The organism is Nonomuraea turkmeniaca (assembly GCF_005889735.1).
GTDB classification, from domain to species: Bacteria; Actinomycetota; Actinomycetes; order Streptosporangiales; family Streptosporangiaceae; genus Nonomuraea; species Nonomuraea turkmeniaca.
In genome coordinates, this window is sequence record NZ_VCKY01000376.1 from 1 (window position 1) to 6,763 (window position 6,763).

The 6,763-nt window shown below is 66.3% G+C and carries 4 protein-coding genes; 2 read left to right on the forward strand and 2 right to left on the reverse strand.

Annotated elements, in window-relative coordinates; all coding sequences use genetic code 11:
- Positions 1–347 precede the first annotated feature (347 nt).
- Positions 348–503 carry a hypothetical protein gene (locus ETD86_RS56390; RefSeq protein ID WP_170223756.1) on the forward strand — a complete coding sequence of 52 codons (156 nt, stop codon included), beginning with the start codon at positions 348–350 and terminating at the stop codon, positions 501–503.
- A 185-nt stretch (positions 504–688) separates the two neighbouring features.
- Here the strand turns inward: ETD86_RS56390 and ETD86_RS51490 are convergent, their stop codons facing one another.
- Together ETD86_RS51490 and ETD86_RS51500 are read right to left on the reverse strand one after the other, a co-directional pair.
- Positions 689–898, reverse strand: a complete 210-nt coding sequence (locus ETD86_RS51490; RefSeq protein WP_138673916.1) for a hypothetical protein — start codon at positions 896–898, stop codon at positions 689–691.
- A gap of 1,326 nt (positions 899–2,224) precedes the next feature.
- On the reverse strand, positions 2,225–4,249 hold the full coding sequence (locus ETD86_RS51500) for an AAA family ATPase (RefSeq protein WP_138673917.1): 2,025 nt from the start codon (positions 4,247–4,249) through the stop codon (positions 2,225–2,227).
- 906 nt (positions 4,250–5,155) lie between these two features.
- On the opposite strand from ETD86_RS51500, the gene ltrA reads away from it, so the two are divergent.
- Positions 5,156–6,457: a group II intron reverse transcriptase/maturase gene (gene ltrA, locus ETD86_RS51505; RefSeq protein ID WP_211370864.1), complete on the forward strand. Its 1,302-nt coding sequence runs from the start codon at positions 5,156–5,158 to the stop codon at positions 6,455–6,457.
- Positions 6,458–6,763: the final 306 nt, after the last annotated feature.

Genomic DNA, 6,763 nt, shown 5'->3' on the forward strand with positions numbered 1-6,763 from the left:
TCGCCTGCGTACGGCTGGCGGTATGGGAGAATTTCAACTTACGAGGTGTCCTTTGCAGCGGGCGATGGAAGCGTAGAGAACTCCCATCCTCCCAGTTCAGGGGACACCTCACTTCATTTCGCTAACCCCGCTTCGGACTTCACGCCGTGGATAGAGGCTCAGGACACCTTCCCGCCGGGCCGCGACGGTGTCACTGAGCCTTTTGGCCTGCCAGTAGGAGTGGAACGGCGAACCGGGTTTGGTGTCACATCTGGTGACGCTGTGCGGGATGATGATCGGCGGCGGCCACGTCGTGATCTCTGGCGGGGGTCATTGACCAGCTGATACCTCTACGGGAGAGGTGCCTGATGGCCGTGCCGGCGATGACGGCGGAGCAGCGTGCGAAGGAGTCGGAGGACCAGCGCCCGCACCCCGGCGATCCGACACCGGCCATGGAGCGGGCCTGGCTGGCCCGCGTCGTGGCCGCTCAGGCCGCAGGCAGGGCACGCCGCGGCGAGACGTAACGGCGGACGATCAAGAACGGCGCTCGTTTGTGTACACAACCGGCATGACGCTCCGGGCCGCGGACACTGGGCTGGAGCGCCAAGGCACTGCGCCGGTGCCGGCCTGGACGCTGGATCTCCTGCAGGCCTCCGGTGAGGCCGGCCAGCGCATCTCCCCGGCCGCGTGGCGGTTGTACGCGCTGGTACTAGCCAGTCACGGTGAGGCTGGCCAGCCGCTGGAGACCTCCGTCGGCCACCTCGGCGGCATGGTGGGCGCCTCGGCGGACACCGGCCGACGCAGGCTCCGGGAACTGGAACGCGCGGGCCTGGCCGAGGTCACCCAGCGCCGCGGCGGTCGTCTGCTCGTGCGCCCCGTGCTGGACCCGGACGAGGCCGGCACGGTAGCTGTCACACATGCCACACAAGGCCGTCAACAAGAAAAGCCTCATCGGCCCTGCTGAGGGCTGCTGTGGCATAGGACCGTCTCTACGCTTTGAGGGGATTGACAGTCTCATTGATTAACCGGGGGCCGTTTCCCGGATCACCAAGGGTTAAAGATAAAGCTAGACCCGCTTGGTTTGGTACGAGGCGCTCATCGCATTGGGATAGCTGCTGGGGCACCACGCATTACTTGTATGGCCGTCGCTCGGCTCCCAGGGGCCGTAGACGTTGGTTCGCTTGCTGAGATCGTTCATGCACACCAAGATGACTCGAACCCAGCCGTAGCCTGACAAGCAGTATGCGTAGCCCGAGTCTCGACTGAGATCGACTTGGGCCTCGCAGTTGCCCGGCGGGGGCGGATCGGCGAGAGCGGCGCCGGTCAGAGCGGGGCTTGCCAGCGCAGCCAGGACTGCGGCGGTCATGGCGAAAGTTCGAAGGGTACGCATCCGTTTCTCCGTTCGTGGATAACGAGGGGTGTTCCTGAAGCACTGTTTTAGCGAACCCATGGGTTGTCCAGCGAGGGACAGAGCGGCTGGACAAACAACGTGCAGTCCGGCTGAGGCGTGTGACCTGCGCCAGGATCAATTCTGAGGTGTTGTCCAGAGCTGGTGATCAGTTTCTGGCCAGCCGGCCGACGCGCCGGACGTTCACCGCGGCCTACAAGGCGCGGATCTTGGCGGCCTTCGACGCCCTGCTCGAGGGCAGCCCCGAGCGCGGCGCCCTGATGCGCGGGGAAAAGGCTGTATCACTCGCACATCGAACACTGGAGAAAGCAGCAGGAGAACGGGACGCTGGCCTCCTCGACAGGTAAACCGAAGAAGGACGCGGAATCTGAGGAACCGGCCCGGCTGCCGGCTGCGGGCCGAGAACAAGAAACTCAAGGCTGAGGACGCGCCCAGGGAGGTGGTGTTTGAGAAGGTCACCCATAGTCGGTGACTAATAGGAAGCAATCGCCTCAATAGTCACTTTATCATCGTTTGTCTTGTTTTCGGAATCAACTGAATCCGCTTTCTTGCGACACTCGGCAAGGGCCTCCAGCTCCATGTACCGGCGCGAACGTATTCGAGCGTGTGCGGAGGCGATTGATCAGCAATGGGCCGTTGCGATGGGACGTCGTTGTGCGGCGTGGGCGGGTGGGCTCTATATGGAATTGCCGCCAAGGCGGCCGTGGACGCCGGCTTCTCCGACGAGCATGCCGCTGGGAGCGCGCAGCACCGCCGCTCCGCGGGCGCGGCGCAGGGTCCCGGCGTCCGGAGTGGGTAAGCGCCATGGAAGCGGGCGGCCCTCCGGCAACAATGGCCTCAACTCTCATTGGTCCCGTAGAGCTCACGATGCCAGAGGTCGGCGCAGATGCGTTCGATGCCGGTGGTCAGGTGGCGGCGGTAAGTGGTGAAGGGCAGGCCAAGGCGTGTGGCGGCAGCCTCCTGGGTGGGCACGCCGCGCAGGTAGGTGGCGTCGAGGGCGCGGCGGAGCTTGCTCGCGCGCGGGTCCTGGCCCAGGTTTTCAATGCTCTGTTCGAGGAGCCGGCGCAGGGCCTGGGCGGGGTCGGCGTGGCCGACGACGAGCCTGCTGCGGACGAGGGGATTGGCGGCCAGCTCGGAGGCCCGTGATAGGTGCCGCAGGGCTTTGCGGACAGCGTCGGTGAACTCCGCCTGCGACAGCACGCTAAGTTCAGGCTCCCGTCCGGGGGAGGGGTTCGTTGGCAGGTCGGCCGAGAGCAACCGGTCGAGCCACACCTGGGCGGGCAAGGCCCGCCAGTCGTGGGCGAACAGGGTGTACTCGCGGTCTCCCAGCCAGATGTGCTCATCCACTTCGTACGGGCTGTCACGCCGATAGTAGCCGCATCTGGGGTCATCGACGGGCAGGCCCATGAACGACCAGGCCATGCGCTCGGACCGCAGCGAGTGGCCCACGCCGCGCCACTCCATCACCGATGACAGGCCCTGGTTCGGCTCGCGCACCCAGATTCGCCCGACACCCAGGTGCTCACCCTGCCGCAGCGGGGCGACCGCGCGGGCGTAGGCCCAGGCGGCGGCGACGATCGGGTCCGCGGCTGCCTCCTCGTCATCAGGCCGTTCCAGGCGAGGCCAGGTGCAGACACCGACCAGCTCACCGGTTGATATGTGCCGATAAAGGTGGAAAGCCTCCGGTTGCCGGGGAGCCCAGAAGGCGACAGCGGCTGCCGACTCCTCGCAGTCGACCTCGGCGACCATGCCCACCACGGTCTCGATGTCCTCGGGCCGGAAGGCGTCTTCATATACATTGTCCTCCTGACGCCAAAAGTCCCGCCCTGACGGAGATCTGCGGTGGCGGCGTAGATAGAACATCGAGCCGACGACTCGCAGCACGTCGGTGTCGGCTACGGTGCGGATCTGGGCCATGAGATGGGTGTTGACGCGCTGCTGCAATTCGGTGTGGCGCTGCAGGTCGCGCCAGCTCAGATCCGCCTCGAGGATCTCGCGTACGACATCGTGCGGGTACAGCCCCAGCGGGCCGGACTCCATGAAGGGCAGCCGCCGCAACCACGCGAACAGGGCTGCCGCGTCGTCGTCGGGCAGGACCGCGCGCAACAACTCCTCTGTGGTGACGTAGGTGTGTGCGCACACCTCCAGCGCGTGCCGGTGCGCCAGGCTCGGCACCTCACCGACCAACTGATCGATCAGAGTGGCGACCACATCCCTGGTCGGCGTCCAACGGGAACTCGCTCCCCCGTCCTTGATCGCCACCGCAGCGCCCAGCGACAGGGCCAGCGGATGCCCGCCGGCGAAACCCAGCAGCGGCTCACGCACCTCCTCGGCCACGCCACGGGCTTCCAGCAGCGCCGCCGCGTCTACGGGATCCAGGTCACGCAGCGGCATGACCTGCAGCGTGTCCGACCAGGCCGGATCGGCCTGCCACACCAGGTCTGGAGGAAAACGCCCGGCCACCACGACCAGCGCACCGACCGGGATGCGGGGCAGGAACCGCTCGCGCAACCAGCCTTCCAGACTCTGGATGTGCTCGAAAGTGTCGACGAGCAGCACCGCGCGCTCATCGCCGAACACCGAGTCGGCGGCGGACTCGAAGGCCGCCGGCGACGGGCCCAGCGTGCGCCCGTCCAGCATCGTCACGGGCCGCCCGGCCGCCGACGCCTCCTGCGCGAACCGCCGCAGCAAGGCCGACTTCCCGACACCGCCCGCACCGTGCACGAACAGCACCCGGCCACCGGTACGCAGCGCCGTCTCGAAGGCGGCGAACTCCTCCTCCCGCCCGACAAAGGACCGCTCCCTCGCCGCAAGCAGACGCCGCCCCAGCGGCTCAGAACTCTGGCGCTTCCCCACAGACATATCGGTTATCGTAACGTTCCGTCCGAGGCCGCTGGCGGGATCTTCCTTCCGCTGTTTCAGCGTTCAAGCGGCTTTGTACCGACGACTGCTGCCACACCCGTCATGATCAGCACAGACACCATCAGATCATGAACCGGAGCCACCAAACTGGGTTAACCAGCAGAGTCGTAGAGAGCGTCGAACTTGCGCACGTAGGTTGATCTGAGGTTGTCTCGGTCGACCTAGCCTCGGCGATTCGTGCGCCCAGCAGAACGGAGGTGAAGCCGTGACGTAGCGGCTGATCGTCTGTTTGTAAGCTCGTCGTCGCTTGCCGGTGGGAGTCCGGTCCGGGTAGCTGCCAGGAGGCCCGGTAGCAGGCTGGCGGCTTCGTCTGGAAACGGGCGGGGTCGAAGCCCAGCGTCAGAGGCCCTTTCATGGGGGAGCAACGATGCGGTCCGTAGCATGAAGCGAAGCCTGCGGCGTCGTTAGAGGTCCCGGCCGCGAGGTCGGGAACCAGGGAGAGCCGAGCCCCCGAATCCAGGGCGAAGGCCATGGACGCGGTGAAGAGCCTGGAAGCGCAGCCGTCAAGGACTCCCCGGCGTATGGGGCGCGGAACGTATCGACAGTGGCGGCGGGAACTGGGGAGGCCCTCCCCGGCCCGGCAACCTGCGGACATGGGTGTGTTGCCGGAGCGTGGCGTCCTATAACCGGTCAACGCTGGGAAATGGAGTGCCGGCCGGGTGGGCGTCGGAGGCGGCCGTAGTACTGCTGGAGCCGACCGGACAACACAACCGGCGGTGAGGGAAGGGCCGCTGCTTCGTCGATGCGCAGTGACTGTTGAGGAGGGGCCCGGTGAGTGCCGGTCTGGCTAGTTCCGCCGCGTCGGGATCGCGGGAACCACGGGTTCCGCGTGATCCGGTCCGAGCCTTGCAGCATGCGCTGTACCGGGCGGCCGAGGCTGATCCCGGGCGTCGATTCCACGCGCTGTATGACAAGGTCTGCCGCAGAGATGTGCTGCAGCGCGGGTGGGTCGCGGTGCGCGCCAACAACGGCGCACCGGGTATCGACAAGACCACCCTGGCCGAGGTCGAGGAGTACGGGGTTGCCCGGCTGCTCGATGAGTTGGCCGACGAGTTGCGGGAGGGACGGTATCGGCCGCTCCCGGCGCGGCGGGTGTTGATCCCTAAGCCGGGCACGGCCGAGCAGAGGCCGTTGTCGATTCCCGCGGTTCGGGACCGCATCGTGCAGGCCGCATTGAAGATCGTGTTCGAACCGGTCTTCGAGGCGGACATGCTGGGCTGCTCGTTCGGGTTCCGTCCGAAGCGCTCGGCGCACGACGCCTTGCAGGTGCTCATCGATGAGTGTTATCGGGGGCGCCGGTGGGTGGTGGAGACGGACATCGCCGACTGCTTTTCGGCGATTCCGCATCAGGAGTTGATACGAGCGGTCGAGGAACGCATCTGTGACCAGTCCGTTCTCAAGCTCCTGCGCGCGATCTTGCGTGCTGGGGTGATGGAGGAGGGGCAGGTGCGTCGGCCGGTCACCGGAACTGCGCAGGGCGGGGTGATTTCACCCGTCTTGTGCAACGTCTACCTGCACCGACTCGATCGGGCGTGGGATGAGGCTGATGGGGTTCTGGTGCGCTATGCCGACGATGTGACGGTGATGTGCTGGTCTCGCAGTCAGGCTGAGCGCGCGCTCGCGCGGCTGACGGCGCTGCTGGCCGAGCTCGGCTTGAAGCCGAAGGCGGCCAAGACCCGGATCGTGCACCTGGAGGTCGGTGGGGAAGGGCTGGATTTTCTCGGCTTTCACCATCGGCTGGTGCGCAGTTCGGGCCGGGACGGCAAGCGGCCTGTCACCTTCCTCGCTCGCTGGCCCGCCGACCGGGCCATGCAGCACGCTCGTGATCGGATTCGTCAGCTGACGCTCCGGTCCAGGTTGCTGCTGCGCCCGGAGGTGATCGTGGAGGACATCAACCGGTTCCTGCGCGGCTGGGCCGCCTATTTCCGGTTCGGTAACTCCTCCCGGCACTTCAACAAGATCAGGAGTTATGCGCGGATGCGGATGGCGCTCGTGCTTCGCAAACGCCATCGCCGCTCGCGGGGGTTCGGCTGGTCGGTTGTGGCCTTCCAGTCCCCGGACCAGCTCGGCCTGGTCACGTTGTCGGGAATCGTCGTCCCGCCCAGGCCCTTCCGGGACTGGCGGGGGATGCCGAATGCCAGGCGGTGAACGACGTCGGTGAGCCGTGTGCCGGAGAACGGCATGCACGGTTCGACGGGCGGGGGCTGGAAACGGGGTAACGAACCTGGCCACGGTCACTGGGGTGGCACAACCGACCGGGAAATCGGCGGAATGAAGGCCTCAGGCCCTACCGCCAGGAGACGCCACCGCGCCAGCCCCCGACCCTACACGGCGGCTGAGGAGAGTTCCGACCAAGTGATCGATTAGACAGCAAAGAGTGCCCCTGATCTGGAAGATTACGGATTGTCGAGATCAACAACCTTCCAGAGCGAGGAGCACTCTTCGCGTGCAGAC

Bases quoted from the DNA above. Each gene is read 5' to 3' on its own strand.
- ETD86_RS56390 (WP_170223756.1), top strand. From the start codon at position 348: ATGGCCGTGCCGGCGATGACGGCGGAGCAGCGTGCGAAGGAGTCGGAG.
- ETD86_RS51490 (WP_138673916.1), bottom strand. From the start codon at position 898: ATGTGTGACAGCTACCGTGCCGGCCTCGTCCGGGTCCAGCACGGGGCG.
- ETD86_RS51500 (WP_138673917.1), bottom strand. From the start codon at position 4,249: ATGTCTGTGGGGAAGCGCCAGAGTTCTGAGCCGCTGGGGCGGCGTCTG.